General features: G+C 48.5%; 19 protein-coding genes. 9 read left to right on the top strand and 10 right to left on the bottom strand.

The genetic code is table 11. From position 1 onward, the window contains the following. Positions 1 to 113 precede the first annotated feature (113 nt). The 8 genes from rpsF to B7990_RS01295 all read left to right on the top strand — a co-directional run bounded on the left by rpsF (position 114) and on the right by B7990_RS01295 (position 10,868). Positions 114 to 485, top strand: a complete 372-nt coding sequence (gene rpsF / locus B7990_RS01260) for a 30S ribosomal protein S6 (protein ID WP_088639255.1) — start codon at positions 114 to 116, stop codon at positions 483 to 485. Then, complete coding sequence (rpsR, locus tag B7990_RS01265) at positions 485 to 736, top strand: 30S ribosomal protein S18 (RefSeq protein ID WP_012820327.1); 252 nt, start codon at positions 485 to 487, stop codon at positions 734 to 736. Before rpsF ends, rpsR begins: the two co-directional genes overlap by 1 nt. Before the next feature lie 16 nt (positions 737 to 752). Next, complete coding sequence (gene rplI / locus B7990_RS01270; RefSeq protein ID WP_088639256.1) at positions 753 to 1,199, top strand: 50S ribosomal protein L9; 447 nt, start codon at positions 753 to 755, stop codon at positions 1,197 to 1,199. Between the two features lie 159 nt (positions 1,200 to 1,358). After that, complete coding sequence (locus tag B7990_RS01275; protein WP_088639257.1) at positions 1,359 to 4,226, top strand: MBG domain-containing protein; 2,868 nt, start codon at positions 1,359 to 1,361, stop codon at positions 4,224 to 4,226. Positions 4,227 to 4,315: 89 nt separating this feature from the next. Then, the gene (locus B7990_RS01280) at positions 4,316 to 5,842 is read left to right on the top strand and encodes a hypothetical protein (RefSeq protein WP_088639258.1); all 1,527 of its coding nucleotides are present in this window, start codon (positions 4,316 to 4,318) and stop codon (positions 5,840 to 5,842) included. Further along, entirely contained in the window at positions 5,842 to 6,549 is a 708-nt protein-coding gene (locus B7990_RS01285) for a hypothetical protein (RefSeq protein ID WP_088639259.1), read from the top strand. Before B7990_RS01280 ends, B7990_RS01285 begins: the two co-directional genes overlap by 1 nt. Before the next feature lie 171 nt (positions 6,550 to 6,720). Then, entirely contained in the window at positions 6,721 to 7,812 is a 1,092-nt protein-coding gene (locus B7990_RS01290; protein WP_088639260.1) for an efflux RND transporter periplasmic adaptor subunit, read from the top strand. Beyond that, complete coding sequence (locus B7990_RS01295) at positions 7,812 to 10,868, top strand: efflux RND transporter permease subunit (RefSeq protein WP_088639261.1); 3,057 nt, start codon at positions 7,812 to 7,814, stop codon at positions 10,866 to 10,868. The genes B7990_RS01290 and B7990_RS01295 overlap by 1 nt, the downstream gene beginning before the upstream one ends. 101 nt (positions 10,869 to 10,969) lie before the next feature. On the opposite strand, the gene B7990_RS01300 is transcribed toward B7990_RS01295, so the two are convergent. Both B7990_RS01300 and B7990_RS01305 read right to left on the bottom strand, forming a co-directional pair. Continuing rightward, positions 10,970 to 11,248 (bottom strand): septum formation initiator family protein, encoded by a 279-nt coding sequence (locus B7990_RS01300; RefSeq protein WP_088639262.1) that lies wholly within the window; start codon positions 11,246 to 11,248, stop codon positions 10,970 to 10,972. Positions 11,249 to 11,252: 4 nt separating this feature from the next. Then, positions 11,253 to 12,137 (bottom strand): DNA-processing protein DprA, encoded by an 885-nt coding sequence (locus tag B7990_RS01305; RefSeq protein ID WP_088639263.1) that lies wholly within the window; start codon positions 12,135 to 12,137, stop codon positions 11,253 to 11,255. Between the two features lie 116 nt (positions 12,138 to 12,253). Between B7990_RS01305 and mazG the strand changes: the two genes are divergently transcribed. Continuing rightward, positions 12,254 to 13,051 carry a nucleoside triphosphate pyrophosphohydrolase gene (gene mazG / locus B7990_RS01310; protein WP_088639264.1) on the top strand — a complete coding sequence of 266 codons (798 nt, stop codon included), beginning with the start codon at positions 12,254 to 12,256 and terminating at the stop codon, positions 13,049 to 13,051. 8 nt (positions 13,052 to 13,059) lie between these two features. Here mazG and B7990_RS01315 read toward each other — a convergent pair whose 3' ends face one another. The 8 genes from B7990_RS01315 to B7990_RS01350 form a co-directional block, all read right to left on the bottom strand. Continuing rightward, on the bottom strand, positions 13,060 to 13,635 hold the full coding sequence (locus B7990_RS01315) for a hypothetical protein (protein WP_088639265.1): 576 nt from the start codon (positions 13,633 to 13,635) through the stop codon (positions 13,060 to 13,062). Then, complete coding sequence (locus B7990_RS01320; protein WP_088639266.1) at positions 13,628 to 14,206, bottom strand: hypothetical protein; 579 nt, start codon at positions 14,204 to 14,206, stop codon at positions 13,628 to 13,630. The genes B7990_RS01315 and B7990_RS01320 overlap by 8 nt, the downstream gene beginning before the upstream one ends. A 682-nt stretch (positions 14,207 to 14,888) precedes the next feature. Then, positions 14,889 to 17,018 carry an elongation factor G gene (gene fusA / locus B7990_RS01325; protein ID WP_088639267.1) on the bottom strand — a complete coding sequence of 710 codons (2,130 nt, stop codon included), beginning with the start codon at positions 17,016 to 17,018 and terminating at the stop codon, positions 14,889 to 14,891. 107 nt (positions 17,019 to 17,125) lie between these two features. Beyond that, positions 17,126 to 18,553: a hypothetical protein gene (locus B7990_RS01330; protein WP_088639268.1), complete on the bottom strand. Its 1,428-nt coding sequence runs from the start codon at positions 18,551 to 18,553 to the stop codon at positions 17,126 to 17,128. Between the two features lie 92 nt (positions 18,554 to 18,645). Then, a complete protein-coding gene (locus B7990_RS01335) occupies positions 18,646 to 19,371 on the bottom strand; it encodes an EcsC family protein (RefSeq protein WP_254917265.1) in 726 nt (241 codons plus the stop codon). Positions 19,372 to 19,383: 12 nt separating this feature from the next. Further along, positions 19,384 to 19,671, bottom strand: coding sequence for a hypothetical protein (locus B7990_RS01340; RefSeq protein WP_088639269.1), 288 nt, complete (start codon positions 19,669 to 19,671; stop codon positions 19,384 to 19,386). Positions 19,672 to 19,691: 20 nt separating this feature from the next. Next, positions 19,692 to 20,027, bottom strand: coding sequence for a hypothetical protein (locus B7990_RS01345; protein WP_088639270.1), 336 nt, complete (start codon positions 20,025 to 20,027; stop codon positions 19,692 to 19,694). 139 nt (positions 20,028 to 20,166) lie between these two features. Beyond that, on the bottom strand, positions 20,167 to 21,786 hold the full coding sequence (locus tag B7990_RS01350; protein ID WP_088639271.1) for a glycosyl hydrolase family 8: 1,620 nt from the start codon (positions 21,784 to 21,786) through the stop codon (positions 20,167 to 20,169). Between the last annotated feature and the right edge of the window lie 137 nt (positions 21,787 to 21,923).

Genomic DNA, 21,923 nt, shown 5'->3' on the forward strand with positions numbered 1-21,923 from the left:
CGCCCGGGGTTTGACATCGAAAAAGCTTTTTTCTATATTAGGCGCACCGATTTTAATCGGAACCCTCCCGGAACCAATGTCGGTATCCGGGCGATAGACCAAAGGGACTCATTATGAGACAATACGAAACGATGGTGATCATCGACGCTATGATCTCTGACGACGCTATCAAGGCTGAAGTCGAGACTATCGCCGCCAACATCACCAGCGGCAACGGCGAAATTCTCCGCCGTGACGACTGGGGCAAGCGCAAGCTCGCATACACAATCAACAAGCGCCAGCACGGCTACTATGTCATCTTCTACTACAAGGCAGAAGCTGCAACAGTCGCTGCTATGGAAGCCGCTCTCAAGCTGAACGAAAACGTTCTCCGTTGGATGACCCTCGCTGATTATCCGATGAGCGAAATCGTCTACGATCAGACTCAGACACAGTCCACCGAAGAAATTGTTCCGGTTGACGCAGAAGAAGGGGAGGCTGAATAATGGCTTTTGAAGATAAGAAGCAGGCTACTCGCATCCGCCGCAAGAAGACTTGCTGGTTCACCGAGAACAACGTCAAGTTCATTGACTACAAGGACGAAAAGACTCTTCGTCGCTTTATCTCTGAACGTGGCAAGATCATCCCGCGCCGCATTTCTGGCACTTCCGCTAAGTATCAGCGTATGCTGAACGAAGCTATCAAGCGTGCCCGTCAGATGGCTATTCTCCCGTTCGTTTCGGACAGCATGCGTTAATAGGAGGAACTAGACTATGGAAATTATTCTTAAGGCTAACGTCCCCCACTTGGGCAAGATGCTCGACGTCGTGAAGGTTAAGGATGGTTACGCTCGTAACTACCTCTTCCCGCGCAAGCTCGCTGTTCGCGCAACTAAGGAAGCCAAGCTCGAAATCGAAAACAACCGCGCTGCTGTTGAAGCTCAGTTCCAGAAGGAACTCGCTCTCGCAGGTGACGTGGCTGCAAAGCTTTCTCAGATTTCTGTCAACCTCGAACGCCGCGTTGTTGAAGGCGAACGTCTCTACGGTTCTGTGACCGCAGGTGACATCGCTGAAGCAATCACCAAGGCTGGTGTCAAGGTTTCTCGTGCTCAGATCGACCTTGCTGAACCGATCAAGCAGCTCGGTGTCTACACCGTGACTGTCAAGGTCTTCAGCGATGTTGAAGCACAGGTCAAGGTTTGGGTGGTTGCGGAGAAGTAATTCTCTTCAGTTCCACTGAAAATCTTACGGACCGCTCCCGATTGGGGGCGGTTTTTTGCGTTGAAGCCCCTATTTTACAACGATTTATCGTGATTGCTGTTGAAAACGTAAGTAAAAAATTATATTTTTCAATGGGTTTGATTAAAAAGAGAGTGGTTTATGTTTAAAAAGATTGCTATGTTCGCTCTTGCCGTATCGGCAGCGTTTTCAAATGCGGTTGCCCAGGACGATTGTTCAGTTACATTGTCTGGTGCCACTGTATTCACGGGTTATCAGATTCAGCCTTCGGTAACAAAGGTCATATGCGGAGACAATGAATATACCGCAGACCAGTTGACATCGGTTTCTTATGGAGCAAATATCAATGCTGGCACAGATGCCGGTTCTGTTACGGTAAAGTTGCCCAATGGGGATCGAATTACAAAGAACTTCACTATTAAGTCGAAAGGCATCCTTGTAAAGATTGAAGATTGCGAAAAGGAGCTGGGTGGTGAAAATCCGGAGTTCTCCTGGTATATCGAAGAACGAACGAACATGAGCACTCTCCAGGCGGATACGGCTAAGAAATTTCAGGCTGAACTGGCCAAGAAGTTTAAAACGACTTTGGCTTCGGGTGTCGAAGAGGTCGGCTTCAAGTTTGAAATTTCTAACGACAAGTCTGTTGATTTAAAAAAGCTCTTCCCTAACTACGATATTATGGTGACTAGTGGTTACATGACCATTACGAAAACCAAGATTAAAGTTACTGCGAAAAATGCGGGCAAGACTTATGGCGCTGCTGATCCGAAATTAGAATATACGATTACGGGTAATATTAAAGAAGCTGATTACAAAAAGCTGGGAACGATCACTCTTTCTCGAGCTGAAGGCGAAAATGCTGGCACCTACGATATTTCAGTCTCTGTAGTCGATGAAACTGAAGATTACATTGTTACGGCAGTTCCTGGTAAGTTTACCATTTCTCCTGTAGCCGCATCCTTGACTGTTGATAGTTTCACAAAAATCTATGGCGAGACTACTCCTGAATTTACATACAAGGTCTCTGGACTTATTGGAAAGGATGTGCTGAAAGATGTCACTCTCTCGTGTGCGAAGTGCCTTTCGACGAATCTTGAAAATGTGGACGAATACACAATTACGGCTAACGTAAAGGCCGGCTCCAATCCGAACTACACGGTGAAGGTAACGAATGGTACGCTTACTGTTACTCCGAAGGATGCAAAGGTCTATGTTGGTACTTTCGAAAAGCTTTATGGCGATAAAGATCCGACATTTACGTTTGAGACGGAAGGTCTTGCCCGTGAAGGCGAAGAACTGGAACTGCCGAAGGTTACCCGTGCCAAGGGTGAAAATGTCGGTACTTACAAGGTCAGTGTTTCTTTTGCAGAAGGTTCGAACACTAATTACACATTGACTATTGTTCCTGGTTCTTTGACCATCAATCCGAGACCGGTTGTTTTGACGGTAACAGATGTTGTGAAAAAATTTGGCGAAAAGGACCCAGAACTGGGATACACGGTTGACGCTTTAGCTTCTTTCGACGGTGTTAAAGATGTGCTGAAGGGCGTTGCCTTGCAGCGTGAACCCGGTGAAGACGCTGGTGACTATGCGATTACTGCAACGGTCGATGACGAAGCCAATCCGAATTACGTTGTGAGCACGGTTGATGGCAAGTTGACCATTGTTGCTAACAATGACAAGATTGTTGTTACGGTTGTTGGTCACGACCTTACTGCGGAATACAATGGCAAGGAACAGGTTGTTAAGGGCTTTGATATTTCTTGCAGCAGTGAGGCTTATTCCCTGGACTATGTGGAATACACCGGTGATTCTGTTGTGACTGGACTCGACGCTGGTAAGTATGTAATGGGGCTTTCCGCAAAGAATTTCAAGAATACATCGCTCAACTATCCTAATGTGACTTTCAATATTACGGATGGCGTCTTGACGATCACCCCGAGAAAGCTGATTGTCTCGGCAAAGGCTGATACGATTACGTATGGCGATGAAATCCCGACTGAATTTAAATGGTCTGCGGATAGCCTTCTGGAAGGCGATGAGCTGACTGGAATTCATGTGGCTCTTTATAATGGCATGCAAGTGGATGAAAATGGCTCGCTGAGTGTTGACGCCAATGGTCGCCTTGCTGCAGGCAAGTATTTACTGGATTTCGATCAGCGTAATCCGTCAAATAAGAATTATGTTGTAAGTAAATATGAACCGAGCTATCTTACTGTGCTCAGGAAAGAGGTGGTCCTGGCTATTGCTGATACCTGTAAGATCTATAGCGAAGCTGATCCGGACACGTTTGCTTATGAGATTACGGGTCTTCTTGAAGGCGACAGGCTTACCGGAATTTATGTAGCTCGTGAACTGGGCGATACCGTGCGCCCTGCTGGTGATTTGTATAGAATTTCGGCATTGGTTGATGATAACCCCAATTACACCGTGGTCGTTAAGCAGGGCTACTTTACGGTTAAACCCTATACGGGAAGAATTACAGTTGCCATCTATGGCGATGTCATCAAGTCCCTTTATACGGGTGAAGAAATTACGGTGTTGAAGACTTTCGATGTAAGCCCGATGAAAATTCCTGGTGAAGAATGGCTTGCTGATAGTATTGCCTACAAGAAAGAATTTGTGGCTTACAAGGGCGATCTGAATATGTCTGGCGTGGATATGGGAACTTATCCTATGGGCCTCCAGGCTTCCGACTTTGTCAATATTTCGCCGAACTTTGAGAGAGTCAACTTCATCGTTGCCTATGATGGCAAGCTGGTGATTACGGACGAGCCGATTTCGATTGCTGCTGTTAAGGGAATTAAGGCTTTTGAGGTTTCTTCCATGAATCGCCGTATTCAGATTAGCGGTTCCACGGTGGGTAAAGCTTATGCCGTGCTCGATATGCAGGGAAAGGTTATCAGCAGGGGCTTTGTCAAGACCCCGAATTTCGGAATTACAGTCCAGAATTCTGGTGTCTACATGGTGCGAATCGGTTCTTCGATACAGCGTGTTCGCGTGAAGTAGCCTTTGTTTTAAGAATTTATTGAAGAAAGCCTCGGATTTGTGTCCGAGGTTTTTTGTTTTGACAACATTTTTTGCTATTTTAGAATCATATGCGCAAGTATGTCCTTTTACCCTTGTTTTTAGGTTTGTCTCTCGCCCAGGTTTCTTTTGCTCAGGTGCGAGATCTTTTCGCTGAATTTGAAGAAGAGGCTAAGGCCCCGGCTTCTGTTCCGGCGAGTTCTGCTTCTGTTGCTCCTGTGGCTACAGAAAAGCCTTCGACTCCGGCGGTTGCCCCGTCTAGCTCTGCGGCAAAGGCACCGGCAAGCTCCGCTTCCAAAAAGTCTAAAGCGAAGTCTTCTAGTAGCAAGGCTGTTTCGAGTTCTTCCGCTGTTCCGTCCAGTTCTTCGGAAGTCGTCATGAACTCGTCCGCCGTAGAGGTTAGCGTTTCGAGTTCGTCGGTGGCTGTGGTTGAGTCTAGCTCATCTGCCGATGTTGCGCCAGTTGTTGCTGTAACGGACACCTCGGTACTGGATTCTGCGGCTCGTGATTCCTTGATGCGAGAAGCTGCTATTGCCGAAGCCGAAAAGGTCCGTGCAATGGCCGATTCTTCAAGGCGCGCTGATTCTATCGCTCAGGCTTTGTCCGCTGGTCTTACGAATGTGAGCAGCAGTTCCGTTGCCGCTTCTTCAAACAGCATGAGCCGTCGCGATCTTTTGGGACCGGTAAAGATTTCCAAGGTTCATGGGATTGATGAAATGAAGGGGCGTTACAAGAACCCGCGTAAGGCTTTGTTCCTTTCGCTCTTGGTCCCTGGCGTTGGACAGATGTATGTTGGCGGTTCTACGGCGACTTATGTTCGTGGTGGCGTTTACATGGCCTTGGAAGCGTTCTTGTGGACCGGCTGGGGATACTTCTCCGTCCATAAGTACAATCAGCAAGTTGATAAGTACAAGAAGTTTGCAAAGGAACATTATTCCATTGGTCGTTACGAAGCCGTAATGCGCAATCTCTATAGTGCAGAGGGTGGTGATGTGTATCGCCAGGAATTCAATAACCGCTACATGGGAACGCGTAAGTCGTTCTGTGAAGCCTTGTACGGTAATGCAAGCTACGGTGGCTGCTATCATGAAAATGTCCTTTTTGATAACGATTCCAAGCACTTGAGCAATTTCCCCAACCCAGATGCAAGCTCCGATAAGAAAAAAGCCAACTTGGGCACGGAAATGAAGAATTTCAAGGGAAATTTCGACAAGGAATCTGAAGTGTTCCAGTTGATTTCTGAAGGTGCGTATGTCCGTGGCTGGGATGATGTTAAAAATGGCGGTACTTTGGCCATCAATCTTAATCTCGAAGATCCAAATTCCGAAACGGTTCCGCTCGGTGAATCGGACAACTTGAAAAAGTACCGTTCTATGCGTAACAAGGCGAACGATTATGCCGACATGCAGGCGTGGTTCATAGGCGGTTTGATTTTGAACCATATCGCTTCTGCAGTGGATGCTGCCTTTACAGCTAATGCGCATAATAAGGTCCTTTACGAAGAAAAGGTTTCTTGGTACGATCGTCTGCGTTTCGATAGTGGTTTTTCGTTTGCGGATTCCTTCAGTTGGGAAGTTCGTGCAAATTGGGGATTCTAATGCGCATCATTCTTGCCATACTGCTTGCGTCAGTTGCCGCTTTCTCGCAGATTGTAGTGAGTGTCGATGCAGATGTCTATAGGAACCGCGATAAGAACGTGTTTCTTGCTATAGGCGCTTCGGCGCTTTTGCCTGGCATGGGCGAGTCTTATCTGGGTGAACAGAAAATGGTTCGTCCGTTTTTGTGGACCGACCTTGCTCTATGGGTTGCAACTATTGGCTCTTATGTGGTGGGCGACCGCTATTTGTCGTCTGCTCATAATTATGCCGTCCGCCATGCAGGATTCAATGGCAACAAAAGTGTAGCCTTGTTGAATACAGTGGGTTCTTACCGCAGCCGTTCCGGCGTGTTTGGTCAGAATTCCTCGCCAGATATGAATGAAGATTATAATCAGGCGATGATCCGTTCGGGTAAAAAAGTCGATGAAGAATTCTCGAATGATGTCCAATGGGACTGGGGCAGTTCTGACAATCCAGAATCGTCCAGGAATATTGATGAATTTAAAAGTCGCATGCGTCATTATCGCGTGAGCCGTATTGTGTTCCAGGCTTCTGTGGGGGCGCTGATTTTGAACCGTGTGGTTTCCATGCTCGATGCAATACGCATTTACCGTGCAACCTCGGCCAAGTCGTTCTCTAGCAGGGTGCAGTTTGAACCGGAATTTTACCAAGACGGCGGCGCGCTCTTGATGAACGTGAAGTTTTAAGATTGTCATTCCCGCCTCAGTGCGGGAATCTCCTTTTATGCAACTCTTTAAGTAACTCAAGCATCTAAATCTGCGAAATTGAAAAGCCCTGGATTCTTCCACCTTCGGTGTCAGAATGACAGAATAAAATCAAACCACTTCTTACTGTCTACTTCCTACTTCTAACTGATTATGAAACACCTTCTTCTAATAGCTCTCTCTTCTCTCCTTCTTGTTGCTTGTGGTAGTAAAGGCGATTCCGCCAAGGGCGCTCCTGGTGGTAAAGGCAATGGCGGCAAAAAGGGTGGCGCTCAGAGAGTGCTGAATGTCGAAGGTTATGTGGCAGAGCTTGGGCTGCAGGGCAAGAATTTCCAGACGATGGCAACTCTCATGCCGAAGAACAGCGTCTCGCTTTCGGCGGCGACTTCTGGCCGTCTGGTAAGCCTCAAGGCAAAAGACGGTGCGATTGTCAAGAAGGGGGCGCTCCTTGCAAAAATTGACGATTCTGAACTCCGAGCGCAGCTCAAGCAGGCGCAGTCGAACAAGATGCTTGCCGAGCAGAAGGAACAACGCGTTCGCAGCCTCTTTGAAAAGAATGGCGCGACCAAGCAGGATTTGGAATCGGCAGAAGCTTCTCTCAAGTCCGCTCAGGCAAGCGTAGAACTCATCCAGGCTCAACTTGCAAAGACCGAAGTCCGTGCGCCGTTTAGCGGTAAACTCGGTTTTGTCGATGTGTCCGTAGGCGCCTGGCTCAATTCCGGCACGCCGATTGCAGAACTCAGCGAAGTGGACCGCCTCAAGGCAAAGTTCTCGCTCCCGCAGCGCTATGCGTCTGTCATCAAGGTGGGCGACAAAATTTCTCTCAAGGATTCTGAACGCAACGTTGAAAAGCTCGGCGTTGTCTCTGCGCTTGATGCTGTGATTTCTGAAAGCAGCCGCACTCGCCGCGTGATGGTCGATGTCGATAATGCAAAGGGCGAACTCATTGCGGGTAGCTTTGTGAGCGTAAATGTTGCCATGGAAGCTAGCAACGTGCAGAGTTTTACGATTCCGTCCGAAGCGATGATTCTCGACAGGGAAGGCGCTTACGTTTTTGTGAGCCAGGGCGGCAAGGCTAAGATCAAGCATATCACGACGGGACTCCGCACACCGATGTCTGTGCAGGTGCTTTCGGGCCTTGATGTTGGTGATACGGTGATTGTTTCGGGTATTGTGAGCCTCCGTCCAGGTGCCGATGTCAAGATTAAGGGACTCCGCCATTCGATCAATTATGAGGTAGAGTAATGAGCGTAAGCCAGCTCTCCGTCCGTCGCCCAGTCCTCATGACAGTGATGGCGCTTGTCATCCTGTTGCTCGGATTTTTTGGGCTCAGCTCTCTCGGCATTCGTGAATACCCGAACGTCGACTATCCGTTGATTCAGGTGCGTACTTCTTACCCGGGCGCAAACGCTGCCGTGGTCGAAGCGGAAGTTACTGAAATCTTGGAAGCCTCCATCAACAGTGCGTCTGGTATCAAGGCTTTGACGTCTACAAGCCGCGATGGTTTCTCTTACATCAGCATTGAATTTGAAACGGGCATGGACCTGGAAGCGGCTGCAAACGAAATTCGTGACCGCGTGAGCCGTGTGCGTCGCCGCTTGCCGGACGATGTCGATGAACCGACGGTCTACAAGTCCGATAGCGACAACGACCCGATTTTGATGGTGAGCCTTGTGAGCGATAGGCTTGATCCGATGGAAGTTTCGGAAATTGCGAACAACCATGTGAAGGAACGCTTGCAGACGATTAACGGCGTTTCGGAAGTGGCAATCTGGGGTGAAAAACGCCCGGTGGTGCGTTTGTGGATTGACCCGGTGCGTATGCAGGCGCTTGGCGTCTCGGGAGCGCAGATGGCGGCCGCTTTGAAGCAGGGCAACCTGGAACTTCCGTCCGGTTCTATTGAAGGTTCTGAAACGACGCTTTCGATCCGTACGCTTGGCCGAGTTCTCGATCCGAAATCGTTTGGCAACATTGCGGTGAGAACGGCTGAGGATGGAACTGTAATCCGCATTTCAGATGTCGCGGATATCCATTACGAACCGAAGGATACGCGTACAGGTTTTAGACGTAACGGCAAGAATTCCATTACGCTTGCGCTCATGGCGCAGCCGGGCAGTAACCACGTCGAAATTGCAAACGAATTCTACAAGCGCGTCGAAGATATCCGCCGTGAAATCCCGGAAGGCGTAGAACTGCTTTACGGTCGCGATACTTCGATTAACATCCGTGCTTCCATCAAGGAAGTGGTGGAGACTATCTTTATTGCGTTTATCCTCGTGATTGCGATTATCTTTGCTTTCCTCCGCGAAGGCCGTACGACGTTTATCCCGATGGTCGTGGTGCCTGTATCCGTGATCGGTAGCTTCTTTGTGCTTTACCTCTGCGGGTTCAGTATCAACGTGCTTACGCTTTTGGCGATGGTCCTTGCAATTGGCCTTGTTGTGGATGATGCGATTGTGATTGTGGAAAACATTTACCACAAGATTGAAAGCGGCATGACGCCGAAACAGGCGGCGATTGCAGGGACAAACGAAATCTTTTTTGCGGTGATTGCAACGTCAGTCGTTTTGATGGCGGTGTTCATTCCGGTGCTTGCTCTGGGAGGCACGACGGGGCTTTTGTTCCGCGAATTTGTGGCTGTGATGATTGGAACGGTGTTTCTTTCGACGCTTTGCGCTTTGACACTTTCGCCGATGCTTTGTTCCAAATTCCTGAAGCACCAGAAGAAAGGCCGTTTCTTTAAGCTCACGGAACCGTTCTTTGATTGGCTGAACGGGATGTATTCCCGCTTGCTGGGCGGATTCCTCAAGTGGCGTTTGCTGTTGTTCCCGATTGTGGCGGTGCTCTTGTTTGGGGCATACTTCTGCTTTAACAACATGAGTAGCGAAATGGCGCCGACTGAAGACTCGAACGCCGTGATGGTGAACATGAGCATGCCCGAAGGCGTGAACCTTGCAAGAACCAAACGCATGGCAGACGAGTTTGCTGATGAGGTGATTTCTATTCTCGATACGAATGAATATTCAGAATTCCAGGCGGGCGCCTGGAATGCGGGCAACTCGAGAATGCGCTTGTTCTTGAATGATGACAAGAAGGCTCGCCGTCCGCAGAGCGAAATTGCCCGTGCAATTCAGGTGCTCGGTAACGAATACCCGGATTTGCGTGTGATGGTGTTTGAACCGCAGAGCATCAGTACGCAGCGCGGTGGCCTCCCGGTGCAGTTTGTGCTACAGGCTCCGAACATCGAAGTGCTGCGAGACCTTGTTCCGAAATTCGAAGAAGCGGCTAGCAAGAGCCCTGTGTTTAGCGTGGTGAACAGCAACTTGCGCTTTACGAAGCCGGAACTCCACATTGAAATTTTACGCGATAAGGCTAATGAAGAAGGCGTGTCGGTGAACGATATTGCACAGGCGGTGCAGCTTGCGATTAGCGACCAGACTTATGGCGATTACTATAAGGACGGCCGTCAGTACGATATCATTGGCGCTGTCGGTTACCAGTACCGTGATACGCCGGAAAACCTCTCGATGCTCACGGTCAAGAACGGCAAGGGCGAGTTGGTGAGCTTGGACAACTTTATTACGTACAAGGAACAGTCCGCTTCTCCGTCGCTCCCGCGTTACAACCGCTTTAGCGCTGCGACTATCCAGGCGGGCCTTGTGCCGGGCAAGACGATTGGCGATGGCGTCGAAGAAATGCGCCGCATTGCAAAGACTTTGTTGAAGGATTACCCGAGCGTGAGTACGACCTTGAGCGGTTCGTCCAAGGAATTCGAAGAAAGCTCTTCGGGATTGTACGTGGTGTTCTTGCTTGCGCTTGCGCTTGTATTCCTGGTGCTTGCGGGGCAGTTCGAAAGCTTCCGTGCGCCGTTCGTGATTTTCTTTACGGTGCCGCTTGCGCTCTCGGGTGCATTGGTAAGCTTGTATGTCACAGGCCAGACGCTCAACATCTTTAGCGAAATTGCCTTGATCTTGTTGATCGCGCTTGTGACGAAGAACGGTATCTTGATTGTGGAATTTGCAAACCAGATTGCCGAGAATACGGGCTGCAGCAAGCTTGAGGCGGCTCGGATGGCGGCGGAACGCCGCTTCCGCCCAATTCTCATGACGAGCCTTTCGACGGTATTGGGCGCGGTACCGCTCATTTTGACCGGCACCCCGAGCCGCATTGCAATGGGTGTTGCGATTGTCGGCGGTCTCACATTTGCGACGTTCATGACGCTCTTTATTGTGCCTGCCGCCTATAGCTTCTTTGCCGGGAAGGTCGAATCCGTCCGCACCGATGCAAGTAAAATGGCGTAAGCAGTTAGCAGTAGGCAGTAGACAGTAGGCAGGAATAGTTAGGCGGCTTTGCCGCGATTATACAAACTTCCTACTTCCTACCGACTACTTCCTACAAATCATCACTTCACCAGCTGAAATACTTTCTCGTTTTCGCGGCTCATGCCATAGTGGGTGCGAAGTATTTCTTCCTTGTAGAGGGAATCGCTCTTTAATTTCTGAATGAGCTGTTCTCGATTCTCTAGAACTTTACCTAGAGAATCAATTTTTTTCTGGTAGAGTTCGATTTCCTTCGTGATTCTACGCTGTTCCGGAATGCTGTTCTTGCCGAACAGCAAATGGAAGACCAAGAACGCGAATGTAATCGCGGTGGCAATTCCAATAATAAGTCGTATGTGCAACTAATTATGCTCCGTTAAAATAGAATTGGAAGTTGTCTTTTGATGAAACCAGACCAGATATTTCTAGCTCCGTCAATATAGCTAAAAGTTCTGGTGCCTTAAAGTCAAATTCCTGTTGAAGTTCCGAAAATGTTTTGCGAAAACCGTTAAAACGCTTAAATACCTTTTGTGCCCCGCTTGAAAGTTCCACTCCGCATGCATTCAGATCTTCGATATTCGCGCCTTCGATGAGCGGTATTCCGGCCACTGACCGCAAGCTTTCGGGGATGAATACCGGTTTTGCGCGACCGTTGTCGAGGAGCGCGTTTGTGCCGCTGTAGAGTTCGCTGTCGAAGTTCCCGGGGCAGGCGAGGAGCAGTTTCCCATCGTCTAAACAGAATTGCGCGGTGAGGAGTGCTCCTCCTTTTTTACGGCTTTGCACTACGAGCGTGGATTGGCTGAACCCGCTGATGATGCGGTTTCGTGCGATGAAGTTCCCCTTGTAGGCTGGTGTGTCGCCTTCGTATTCGCTTATTAGGGCGCCTCCGGCTTCGAGAATACGCCTCGCGAGAATGCTGCGTTCTCCCTCGATTTTGGCGTCTAGCCCTTGCGCTAGAACGGCTATCGTTGGAATGCCTGCATCGAGCGCTGTACGGTGGCAATAGCTGTCTATGCCCTGGGCTAGCCCTGAAACGACGATGGCGTTTGTCCCTTTGAGCGAGAAAACGAGACGGCGGCAAAGTTCTTCGGCGTTTGCGGACGGACGGCGTGTACCAACCATGGCTATGCCGATTTTATCAGCGGTGGGGAGGGTTCCCTTGTAGAAGAGCTGTTTGGGGCAGTACTTGGAAGTTCGTAATGTGTGAGGGTAGTTCTCTAGTGTCAGCTCGTTGTATGTTTTCGTTTCCATAAAAGCTTGTGTTGATATAAGAAACGATAAAATTAAGAATCTAATAACGGTATTACTAATTTACAGAATTTGTCAAGAAAAAACAAGGGGCGCATTTACTTTCTATCTTTGTGTACATGAAATATTCGTTTAATGATCTCGTCGATATTATGGCTCGCCTTCGTTCGGAGAATGGCTGCCCGTGGGACCGCCAGCAGACCACTCATTCACTGCTGCCGTATCTGGTTGAAGAAAGTTGTGAATTTATCGATGCCGCACAGGATGGCGACAAGGAACACATGTGCGAGGAACTCGGCGATGTGCTGTTCCAAGTGATATTCCATTCTCAGGTGTGCAAGGAACAGGGTGACTTTACGATTGACGATGTTATTCAGGGATTGTGCGAAAAGATGGTGCGCAGGCATCCGCATGTGTTTGGGGATGCTAAAGTGGATACGGCAAGTGACGTGAGCCGCCGCTGGGAACGCATCAAGGCGCAGGAAAAGAATAATTTAAAACATGCTGGCGAGTCTATTATGGACAAAGTCAGTAAGAGCATGCCCACGCTTGCGCGCTCGCAAGACATTATTCGCCGTGTGGCAAAAGTCGGTTTTGACTGGGGCGAGGCTGCTCCCGTGTTCGACAAGGCTCAAGAGGAATTTGCAGAATTCCGTGCCGAAATGGAAAAGATTACTCCCGAGAATGCAAACGTGGACCGTCTGGAAGATGAATTCGGCGATATCATGTTCAGCCTCGTGAATGTGGCTCGCCATTGCGGTTTCAACGCCAACATTGCCTTGCAACGCGCAAACAATAAATTCGAAAGGCGCTTCCGCGAGGTGGAGCGCCGTGTTAAAGAACAGGGTAAAGAAATTAAGGACGTGGGGCTAGAAGGCCTGCAAAAGCTCTGGAAAGAAGCTAAACTTAGCCGTTAGTTGTACGTCTATTGCCTTTCAATTTTAATTGAATCCAGCAAGTCGATGCGAAGAAGTCCGTCTACAGCAGAGATGTAGAACTTGTCGTAATTACAACCGTTGTTTTCGGCTTCAGTAGCGTCGAATTCCAATACATCACGGTAAGTTTTCTTGCCGATTTCCAGCGAATCGAGCATACGGACTGTGTAGCCGTCCGCATTTGTCATCTTGTTTCCTTTGAGATTCTTGAAAACGATTTCAGGACCGTATTGCCAGCTTTCATCGCGGAACTGCTCGATGCAGTATATGGTCATGTTCCCGCCGTTGCTGTTGCATTCGATTCTTGCGCCGACATGGATTTCGTTGAGGGAACCTTTTGCTTTGAAATCGAAATTCTCGTTTTTGTGACTGTATAGACGTTGTTTGTAATTATCCTCGATTCCGATATTGTCTATGACATCAATCGAGTCGTTCCATTCCTGTTCTTTCCGAACAAGCTTTCCGAAATCTCCGCCGACATAATCATCGTCCAGGCTTAACCCGCATGAAGTTAATAGGAATGAGCCTGCAATAAGAGCTAGTACATTCTGCTGAATCTTATTCATTGTCGCCTCCTTCCTTGATGGTGAAATATTCGTCATCCGAGATTTCAAGTTTCAAGATCCCTTTCTTTTTTGAAAAATAGAGACGTGATTTGTCATCATTTTTTACCACGAGAACGCTATCGTAAGTTACGCCGTTGAATGTAATTGTGTCTAACGTTGAAATGTTTTCTTCATCAAGTAAATGTTCTGATTCTAGTTCTACGTAAAAAGAGGTTTCGCTGTTGCGGACCGTCATTGGAGTCGTGTATTCGCTTCCGTAAAAGTTTATTTCAACGCTTATGATGGGGTAGGTTGAAGAAAGTATAACTGAACGAGTTTCTTCAACACCGTCTACGCAAAAATCTCTCAACTTTTTCGTGTAGATGGAGTCTTGCGTAACGGCTAGATCGAATTCGAAACCGTTGGAATGAACGTAATGGGTGGTCTTGCCTTTTTTGAAATTCCCGACGGTTTTCTGGATTTCTGCGAGCTTGTTATCTGGATGAGCGACATCGTTACAGGAATCTGTACAGCCATATAGCGCGGTAAGTGCAAGGGCGAATAGTGCGAATAAAGATGTTGTTTTTTTCATAAATGAATTCCTTGCTTTCATGGGTTTTCGTTTATATTGCATGAATACTCAATTTAATGTACAAAAAAAACAATTTAATAATCCAATATGGAATGTTCTTTTTAGGAATTTTAACTTTTTAGAAATTTTGTACGCACTTACGATTCGTGTGCTATATTATTCTTGTGGCACAAGTAAATTCTGGTTCTGAGACGGGATGCCGGATCGAATCGCGGAGTAGAACTTACTAGTGTTACGTTTATAAGAGAGTCCCGTGAGAGCATTGCGGGACTCTTCTTTTATACGAATTACTGTGTGTGTGTTAACCCCAAACAAAAAGACCTGCAACTTCCGTTGCAGGCCTTTTAAACTTTCGAGAAATCTCGACTTTTTGGGGATTTCGTGAGCAAAAAGAAGCTCCCGGTATGAACCGGGAGCTTCTTGCGAGAGCGAGGGGCCGACGGAGGTTCTTTGCCTGCGTTTAGACCTGAGCGGTCATTTCTGTGAGCAAAAAGAAACCCTCGGTATTAACCGAGGGTTTCTTGCGAGAGGAACGGCAGTGAAGTAATTTCTTACTTAAGTCTAGCCGTTCCGGTCGTATTTGTGAGCGATAAAAAAGCCCCCGGTATTAACCGGGAGCTTTTTAGCGAGAGCGAGGGGCTGAAGGAGTTATTTAGCCTGCTTTTAGCCCCGAGCGGTCGTGTTAGGCTCTTGCCTTGACCTTGTCGCCGTACTTCTTGATGAGTTCTTCCTGGATGTTCTTCGGAACCGGGAGGTACTTGCAGAATTCCATCGTGAATTCAGCCTTACCCTGGGTCATGGAACGGAGGTCCGTAGCATAACCGAACATTTCGGAAAGCGGAACTTCAGCAGTAATCGTGGTCATGCCGAGTTCTTCGGAAGTACCAACGATGCTACCACGACGCTGGGAAACGTTACCCACGACACCGCCCTGGAATTCGGTCGGGGTCTGGATTTCGACCTTCATGATCGGTTCGAGGATCTGAGCGCCTGCCTTAGCGAAAGCTTCGCGGAAGGCCATACGGGCAGCAACCTGGAACGCCATATCAGAGGAGTCGACCGGGTGGAATGCACCATCCTGGACTTCCATTTCGATACCAACAACCGGGAAGCCGATGAGGGAACCTGCTTCCATGCAGCTCTGGAAACCCTTATCGCAAGACGGGATGTATTCCTTCGGAATACGGCCACCGACGACGGAGTTGACGAAGTTGTAGACCTTTTCCTGGTCGCCTTCGACAGCCATCGGACGCATTTCGCCGACGACCTTAGCGTACTGACCAGAACCACCGGTCTGCTTCTTGTGGGTGTAGTCGAACTTGGCCGGGCGGGTGATGGTTTCGCGGTAAGCAACCTGCGGAGCACCAGTCGTCACGTCGCACTTGTATTCACGGCGCATACGTTCGATATAAACGTCAAGGTGGAGTTCGCCCATACCCTTGATGATGGTCTGACCAGATTCCTTGTCCACTTCGACCTGGAACGTCGGGTCTTCCTTCGTGAAGCGGTTGAGGGCCTTGGACATGTTGTCGAGGTCGTCACGGTTCTTGGCTTCAATAACAAGTTCGATAACCGGGTTAGGAACGTGCATAGAAGTCATGTTGTAGTGGTTCTTGCCATCCGTGAATGTCGTACCGGATGCGCAGTCGATACCGAACAGAGCAACGATGTCGCCTGCACCGGCTTCGGTGATATCCACCATTTCGTCAGCGTGCATACGGACGAGACGGCCAACGGAAACCTTCTTGCCGGTTGCCATGTTGGTGATCATGTCGCCCTTCTTGAGGGTACCCTGGTAAACGCGGACGTAGGTGAGCTGGCCATAGCGGTCGTTCACGAGCTTGAATGCGTAGCAGACGAGCGGTGCGTTGTCTTCGGACTTGAGAACAACTTCAGCTTCGTTGTTGTCGAGGTCGAGAGCCTTGTTTTCAACGTCGGTCGGGCACGGGAGGAAGTCGATAACACCGTCGAGGAGCTTCTGGACACCAATGTTCTTGTGAGCAGAACCCATGAACACCGGAGTGATGTCGAGACGGATGGTAGCTTCGCGGATGACCTTCTTGAGGAGGTTCTTGTCGATCTGGTCGACACCGTATTCGCCTTCCATAGCCTTTTCCATGACTTCGTCGCTGTAGTCAGCGCAGCAGTCAACGAGCTTTTCACGGTATTCGTTAGCCTGGTCGACGAGTTCTGCCGGGATTTCCTTTTCGATCATGTCGTCGCCATTGTCGCCTTCGAAGTAGTATGCCTTCATTTCGAGAAGGTCGACCACGCCCTTAAGATTGGATTCCAAACCTATAGGAATCTGCATGACGCACGGCTTGTGGTTGAGCTTTTCCTTGAGCATGACTGCAACGCGGAGCGGATTTGCACCAGAGCGGTCGCACTTGTTCACGAACACGACGCGCGGCACATGGTAACGGCGCATTTGGCGGTCAACGGTAATAGACTGGGACTGGACGCCTTCAACGCCAGTGAGGACGAGGATAGCACCGTCCAACACGCGGAGAGAACGTTCCACTTCGATCGTGAAGTCCACGTGCCCCGGGGTATCGATGATGTTGATGGAGTCCTTTTCACCGGTCTTGGTGTGAGTCCAGTTTGCAAACGTAGCGGCAGACTGAATCGTGATGCCGCGTTCGCGTTCAAGTTCCATGGAGTCCATCGTGGCACCGACGCCGTCTTTACCACGAACTTCGTGGATAGCGTGGATACGCTTTGTGAAGTAGAGGATACGTTCGGTAAGAGTTGTCTTACCGGAGTCGATGTGAGCAGAAATACCAATATTTCTGTGCTGCTGAATGTCTTTCATATTTTTATTCCACTAATGGAGTTGATGTTATTGAATGTTGCGCCCAAAAATAGAAAAATTTGGGGGGAACTCAAGGGCGGTTTTTCATTTGATAGTATAAATGAGGGCTAAAATGGGTAAAATTTGCGTTTTTGCACAATCTGGTAGACTAAAAATCCCGTTACAATAGAGATTCCTGTCCATATGGCAAGTGAACGAAATGACATCCAAGGACCCAAATTCATGAAATAGCGCTGGGATATTCCGTAATAATCGTTAATAACAAGGGAATATGCAAATCCATCGATGTTTAGTGGTATGTAAAAATGACTCAGGGCGATTTGCAAGGCGAGTAACGCTGCGACAGTCTTTGCGCTTAGGTTTGTTTTGTCGAGGGTGTCGCCGAGCGGGACAAGAATCAAAGGGAGTAGCGGAATGATATGCCTAGCCTCGCTGTCGATAGCAAAGAACATGAAGACGAGGAATGCAAGTGCGTAGCCGGGACTCCGATTGAAAATGTTCTTTGAAAAATCGCGGAACAGAAAAATCACAAGTAGCGGCAAGATACCGAAATAGCAGATATGCGAGACCGGTGTGATGAACGGATACTTGAGCGGGCGTAAAAAGGCTTGGAGGATAAATGCGACTTCACTAAAAAAGAATTTGTCATTCGCATGTGCGTGGAGGTAAAGAATGATTGCGATGAAGGGGATGAGGATCATCGCCAATTTTTTCCACAGGGACTGGCGGATAAATTCACGGGCGTATGTGGACGGGGTGTAGATGTGGCCGTCGCAGTTTCGAAGGACGATGTAGAGGAAAGCACTCCAGGCAATAGCGTTTACGACGAGTAAAGGCTGGGATGCAGGGATGAACAGCATGCTTTCGAGAAGCTGCTGCTTGTGTAGCAGGTAGAGCGCGGCAACAGCTCCGACAGAAAGTAACGGAAGCGTTAGGGCGAGAAGTTTCCCGGTGTGGATCTTTAGGTAGTGTGCGTCTTGTGAAAAAGGTTTATTGAAAAAGTAAAGGAGCCAAATGATGTAGGAGACTGTTGGCCATGTAAAAATGCCCAAAAATGAAATGGCGATTGCCAGCATGTTTTTTTGCCGCAGCAAATAATAAAAGGACACAAGGAAAATCGTATTTGCGAAGGCGTCCGTCTGAAATATTTCGTAGCCGCAGTTTTTGAGTATGAAATGATTGAAAAAGAAACACCCAAAGATTAAAGCCGAGGTCGTCTGTTTCCAGGCGCACAGCTTTGTGAGCTTGAAGAAAAATAATATCAGAATGGCGAGATTGCAAAAATGGAGCACGTACATGGAGTGCATCAGGTTTGCAAGCGTAGGCTTGATGTCAAAGAACGAGAAAAAAAGATTTATCAGGAAAAATGGGAAAATACGGAAAATGCGGAATCGGTCGTAGCCTGTCGTCCAGAAGTCTGTGGTAAAATTTTGCGCGACCTGGTAGTAGAAGGTTCCGTCGTAGCCGATGCCGTTGTTCAGCGGCGTTTTTTCGCCCGCAAAAGATAGCGTAAAAAGAAACAGTAAAACGAACACAAGGAGCTCAGAGGCCCCTTGCATTTTAATCAATTTACAGATTTTATGTATGACGCTCACTGTGGAACGCTGACCGTTAAAAAGGAAAACGATTAGTTGTTTTCGTCAGAACTATGTACTGTCGATTCAGCGCTGTTTTCTCCGCTTGCGCTTTGATCTGCACCATCATCGCCAGATTCAGATTCCTTGTCGATGGCGTTTTCGACGAGTTCCGGCTTTTCTACGCCTTCGAGAGCCTTGAAGTAAGATTTTGCCGTCTTGCCGACCTCGTTTGTGTCGAAGTACGTGTAGGCTCCGTTACCGATGGCGCCAATGGCCGGGATTGCGCGGAGGGCGATTCGGCCGAGGAAGTTTGCTGAAATCTTGACTCCGATTTTCTGGAGCAGCTTCTGGAGGGCTGCAAGCGATAGCTTCTGTACGACAATGCGGCTGCCCGTGCGGACGGCGACATCGCGGAGGAGCGAGGCTGCACTGTGGCGGAAAAGGCACCAGACCATTGCTTCACGGGAGAGCATCGCGAATTTGCCGTATGTGCAAGCGATATCGGAAACAAGCTGTGCCTGGATGCGCCAGACTGCTGCTATGTCCGGAATGGAGGTGAGGACTCCGGTGAAACCTGCCGGGATAGAAAGCGAGGTGCTAACGGCTGCGGCCTTGAGGGCTGCCTGCTTGATCAAAATATCGGCTCGCGTATCGGGGTCCCTGTTGGGGCAGAGGAGCGAGTCCGGAATATCCGTAATCAGGTTGAAGACGACCGAATTGAACATTTCCTGAATGGAATTGGATTCGTCTTTTTTGAATTCGTTAAAGTTTAACATGGCAGCCTCCTTCTATTTCAAGAACATTTTAACAATTCCTGCGAGGTTTGGGGGAATCATGTAATTAAAACTACTCTTTTCTAACCACAATTTCACAATTTCATCTACCCAAAGTCTATCTGAAGCGATTTTTGTGATGAAAAACTCGGTTCTTTCGCCATTTTCGACAATTTTGTAGTTTAAATGGAACGAGATGGGTGTCGTTTCGCCATGCGGAATGACTGTAAGGTCCATCGTCTGCTTTTCGGCGTTGACGCTGAAGGAGACGTTGTTCAATGCTTTCTGAAGTAGCTCTTCCATGATTGCTCCATCTGTGGCGGTTAGAACAAAATTTTTGCGAACAAACCCGTGCCCTTAGGGAGTGCTTTCTTGATAGAATGGTTTTTGAACCACCAAGCGGCGATTTCATTGACCAGCGTTCGTGGACTGTCTACTTTGTTTATGACAATCATTGTACCTTGTTCTGTATCTTCAAAACAGTAGTGTGCACAAAGTGTGGTCGGCGTAAATTCTCCGTGCAGAAGGATGGTCACGGTTGCTTGATTTTCTAGTGAGTCGATATCGACGTTCTGGATTTCACCAAATCTGTTGATGAAGTCATTGCGCCGGAAGAACATCTCGATGGCTTTGTCTCGTGCGTTGCTGAGAAAGGACATGGTACTTGCTAATTAGGATTTAGGAGTTCGGAATTAGGAATGACTTTGGATGGTTGTAATATATAATTTTTCACGAGAATAACAAAAAAGGTGTGCATCGCTGCACACCTTTTAAAATCTTGCGAAATCGCAAATCTTTTTACTTCACGACCTTGTAAGTCTTGTCGCCAACAATGACGAGGAAGTTGCCTCTGCTGTTGATGCGGACTTCTTGCAGGGCTGAGCTTGTCTTTGCAGACTTGAGCACACGGCCGTTCATATCCGTGATTGCGAACTTGGTGCCGGTTACAGCGTTTTCAATGACGATGGCGCTGTTGTTGGACCAGACCTTCACGGAGTTGTTGAACTTGGGCTTAGAAGAGATAGAAACATTGTCCGGCTTTGCGTTCACCTTGTAAAGCTTGCAAGATTCAAACGAATAGAAAGTCGTGTCTTTTGCAATCTTGACGCCGTTGTGTTCGTTGGCGGTGACTTCCTTTTCCGTAACTTCCGGCTTCGGCTTCCAAATCTTGAATGTTCCGCTCAAGTGGAGCATGGCGAGGTAGTGCACCAAGCCATCGTAGTAGCGGTACTGACCCGTCATGAGGTTTCCATCCCAAGCCATCTTGAGATTCTTCTTGACGGCGTCATTATACTTCGAATCGTTCATCAAAGCCATTGCAGCCACGGCATTTGCGCCGGTTTCGCCAAGCGTGTACTGTTCCTGCGGATTGGAGCCGTCCCAGTTGAAACGAGCGTGCTTGTAGCCATCCTTTTCAAAGAAATCGATGATGCGGCGGGCCATTTCTTCTTGGCGAGCAGAATCAGCGCCGAAGAGGTAGTAGTCCATACCGAAGTTCATAGCGCAACGCATGGCATCGTACATGTACTTTTCGGCATTGCCATTGTAGCTTACGCCATGCGGAGTACCGTCGAAGTTGTTGTAATCCGAGAACAAGCCGGACTTCGTGTTTGAGGATTTGTACAAGTGATCGCGCGTTGCCTTTGCAGCCTTGCTCCACTTATCCTGATTGGAGGTGGACCAGCGAGCGAAAAGATCGACATAGGCTGGCAAGTCGTAAGACGGGTCGGAGAAGTTGTTTTCGTTGCCTTGCGGCTGGAACGTGATAACGTAATGTTGCGGGTTGAAAAGGCTATGCTGGCCGTTGTCCCACATCTTCTTCAAGATGTACTGGGCATCGTCCATGTACTTGCTGTCATTCCAGCGGTTCGCTGCAAAGAGGAGCGACATCATAAAATACATTTCGCCGTCCGGAGCGCAGTTGTCGTCACCGCCGGAGCCGCTTTCGTTGCGCTGCCAAGCGAAGTAGCCATCCCAGCCACCGCTCTTGTGCCACATGTGGTTCTTGGCCCAGTTCCAGAGCTTGTCGAATTCTTCTTTGTGGCCGGTCTGCACAGCAATCATCATACCGTAAGACATGCCTTCAGAACGGACGTCTCTGTTGTTCACGTCGAGAATGTAAGCTTCGTTGCCCTTGTCGTAATAGACCTTGGAATTGTTGTCGCCCTTAAAGTAGTGGTCCCACAACTGATCCATTTTTGCCTGGATTTCTTCGTCGGTCTTGCCCAAGACGGTCTTGAACGGGCTTTCGTAATTACCGGTGTAGTATGCGCCGGAATAGTTTTTTTCTTTATCGCAGTCCGGGCCATAGTAAGCGCCGTTTTCGTCAAAGAAATTGCCTACGGTATCGGCTGCAGTGGCCATGGCGGCACTGAACAGCAAGGAGAGGGAGAATGCAGAAAGTTTTGTTGTTTTCATGTCAACTAAATTATTCTTTTTTGATTTTTTTGAAATAGGAGCTGGTAAAATACTATTGTAAAACATTACATCAAAAGATTTTATACGTAAAAAGCCTCGTGCATTGGATTGCGCGAGGCGTTTTTACATTTCTTTCG

It is taken from the genome of Fibrobacter sp. UWB4 (genome assembly GCF_002210345.1).
In the GTDB taxonomy this organism is placed as follows: Bacteria; Fibrobacterota; Fibrobacteria; order Fibrobacterales; family Fibrobacteraceae; genus Fibrobacter.